This is a genomic window from uncultured Citricoccus sp. (genome assembly GCF_937871995.1).
Taxonomy (GTDB): domain Bacteria; phylum Actinomycetota; class Actinomycetes; order Actinomycetales; family Micrococcaceae; genus Citricoccus.
In genome coordinates, this window is the sequence record NZ_CALMQR010000128.1 from 1 (window position 1) to 3,163 (window position 3,163).

Annotated in this window: 1 protein-coding gene and 1 pseudogene; both read right to left on the reverse strand. The window is 70.0% G+C overall.

The window, feature by feature from the left end; all coding sequences use genetic code 11:
• Positions 1-2,435, reverse strand: a pseudogene (locus Q0283_RS14265) (hypothetical protein); the annotation flags it as partial.
• Between the two features lie 71 nt (positions 2,436-2,506).
• The gene (locus Q0283_RS14270; RefSeq protein WP_298045239.1) at positions 2,507-2,986 is read right to left on the reverse strand and encodes a hypothetical protein; all 480 of its coding nucleotides are present in this window, start codon (positions 2,984-2,986) and stop codon (positions 2,507-2,509) included.
• Positions 2,987-3,163: the final 177 nt, after the last annotated feature.

Sequence of the window (3,163 nt, forward strand, 5' to 3'; positions counted from 1 at the left end):
CGGTCGGCTTCCAGTCCGGGCAGTTCCAGCCGCTGGCCCATCTGGTCGTAGTCCGGGGCGACCATCGAGTTGAACGCCTCGTTGTACAGGCTCTGCAACCGGGCCGCGCGGGTGGGGTCCTCGGTGACCCAGGCGTTGAAGCGGGTTCGAATCGCGTCGATCTTCTCTCTCGCGGCGGTGGTCGCGGCCTCGTCCTTGCGGTAGGTCCCGTCGGCGTCCTTCTCCCTCACCACCACCGACTTATAGTTCATGGTCGCGGCCAGCAGGGCGGCCGGGGTGCGCTTGTTCGTGCCCCACTGGTACCGCACCGAGGCGGAGAACCCGCCCTTGGGGGAGGCGACCTCCCAGGCCTCCACGGCCGGGTTGAACTTCACCTCGGTGGCGACCTCGAAGGTGTCCCGGACGAAGTCCTCGTAAATGTCCTGCGGGACCCAGTGCACGCCGGGGTTGACCACCACGTCGCGGATGTCCACGTCCGCCGGCAGCACCGCCTCCAGGGCGGCCACATTCACCGCGTAATCCCCACCGTTGGCCACCGCTTCCTGTGCGGCAGCCAGCTTGGCGCGGACATTGCCGGACAGGTAGGCCACCTTCGGGGTCAGCACCCCGGACTCGGGGTCGGTGAACACGTGCCCGGCCATCATCGTCTCGGCCTCATCGGCGTCCACGCCCAGCAGCCCGGCCACCCGGTCCACGTCCACGGTGCGGGTCTCGTCCAGGCTGATCGCGATGGCATCCTCCACCGACTCGGCCCGCTCCGGGCGAGGCCGGTACTCGATGACGTCCCGGGTCAACAGCGCCGCCGGCTCGGCGGACTGCTCCTGCTCATCGAACACCTCACAGGCGCGCAACAGGCCCAGCTTGGGGTCCCCGGCCAGGAACTCCAGGTGGGGCTGGCGGCGGTGGCTGAACTCGGGCACGGCGGCCTCGGCGGCCCACTCATTGGCCAGCTCGGTCGGGACGGGGACCTCGGAGCGGTCCATCTCCCCGTCTTCGGGCAGGGTGGCCCGCCACGCGGCCTCCAGTTCCCGGATCTTCTGGGCCTGCTCCTGAGCCCGCGGGGTCTTCCAGATGTCCTCGGAACGGTTGATGGGCCCATAGGCGTTCATGTACTGCCGCCAACCCGTGCGTAACTTCTCTCGCGCGGCCTCGGCGGTCTCCTGGCCCCGTCCTTCGGACTGGGCACGCATGACCTCCACCGCCTGATCGCGCAACACCAGCAATGCCCTGGCCTCCACCGCTCGAGCGCGGGGGACCTTGACCGGCTCCCACGCCAGCTGCGCCCCGTACCGGGTGAAGCCCTGGGCGGCCGGGTCGAAGCGGACGTGACCGACGGCGGCCTCGGCCACCGGCGGGAAGTGCAGCCCCGGGTCGTGGGTCACGGTCAGCGGGTCGGGGGAGTAGCCCAGCCCGGCGTCCTTGGCCTCCTCGACCACCGCGCCGAGCCGTTCTTCCAACAGTGCGGTCAGGTCCCCGGTGGGCGGGTCCACCCGGTAGGACATCCCGCCCCACGGGTCACTGGCCGCGCGGAGGGTGCCGAGCACGTTCTCGGGGTGGTCCCGGAAGTACCGGGACGCCGGAATCTGGTGGATTTCACCGTCCCGGTCGGTGGCTTCGATCAGGCCCGGTTCGACCCAGGCGGCGACGGCGTCCTGGTCGATCTTGGCCCCGGGTTCGCGGCGGCGGAAGATCAGCACGTCGGTCTTCACGTCCGTGCCGGCGCTGTCCTGCATGGCCCCGTTGGGCAGCCGGACCGCGCCGACCAGGTCGGCGTAGCGGGCGAACTCCCGGCGGGCGGAGGCCCGTTGGGCGTCCAGGGTCCAGGTGGAGGTCATCACCGCCACGTACCCGCCCGGGGCGGTCAACCGGAGGGACTTGGCGATGAAGTAGTTGTGGATCGACAGGTTCTGCCCGTTGTACTTCGCGTCCGGGACCGGGAACGAGCCGAAGGGGACGTTGCCGACCACCGCGTGGAAGCTGTCCTCACCCAGGCGCACCTGCTCGAACCCGGCCGCGTGGACCTCGTGGGAGGGGTGCAGGTGGGCGGCGATGCGCGCGGTCGTGGCATCCAGTTCCACCCCGACCATGTCGGTGCCGGCCGGGGCCTGGCCGAGGAACTCCCCGGACCCGCACCCCGGTTCCAACACCCGGCCCCCCGCGAACCCGGCCCGCGATAGGCCGCCCCAGATGGCGGCGGCGTGGGCGGGGTCGGTGTAGTGGGCGTTCAGGGTGGTGGCCTTGGCCTGCTCCCACCCCTCCGGGCCCAACAGATCCCGCACCAGGGCCCGGTCCTCGGCGGAGAAGGTGTCGGCGGTGTCATCGAAGACCTCCGGCAGTGCGCCCCAACTGGACCACCGCGACAGCTCGTCCTGATCCAGAGGCGTGGCGTACCGTCCGGCGTCCTCGAGCTCGGCCAGGGTCTGCAACGCGGCCACGTTGGCCAGGAACCGGCTCGACCGTGTTCCCGGGCGTTGGGTACCCCCGGTCCAGTCGACCGGGACACCGGTCAGCTGCCCTGAATCCTGTCCCGGTCCGCCTCGGTCACCAGCGGCGGCAGGCTCGTGGCCCCCGGTACCGGGTCCATCCCCTGGGCCCGCATCCAGTCGAACACCTGACTGGCCAGCACCGTCAGCTGGTCGAACACCCGCAGCTGCGCCCGCTTTGGCAGCTTCAACAGGGCCTCGGCCTCCACCGGTTCCACCCGGTCCGGGGCCAGCTGCATCGCCCGCGACTGCACCATCGCGATCAGGTAGTCCTCGAAGTCCTGGCTCGCGTCCTGGTACTGGTCCAGGCCCAGCATCAGGTCGATCACCGTCACCTCCCCGTCCGGGTGCGCCGCTTCGTAGGCCTGAACCAGCGTGGTCCCGTACGGGGTCTTCTCGTGCGGGTGCTGCCACACCGTCCGGTCGATCTCCCACCGGTCGGTCTCCCAGCCCAACAGTTCGCTGCTGGTGTCCTGCCGCGGCTCCTCGATCGGATCGGGCATCGTCCCGTCCTGCATCCTGTCCTCCGACCTCGTTCCGTTCTGCACTGTCCCGTTCTGCATTCTCGGTTCCTTCCATATCGGCCAACAGGTCGAACACCGAGATCTGACCGGCCACCTGATTGCTTCGCTTCGCCACGCTCGGGCTCCTTCTCTGACATAACTGCACGACGGCCGGGA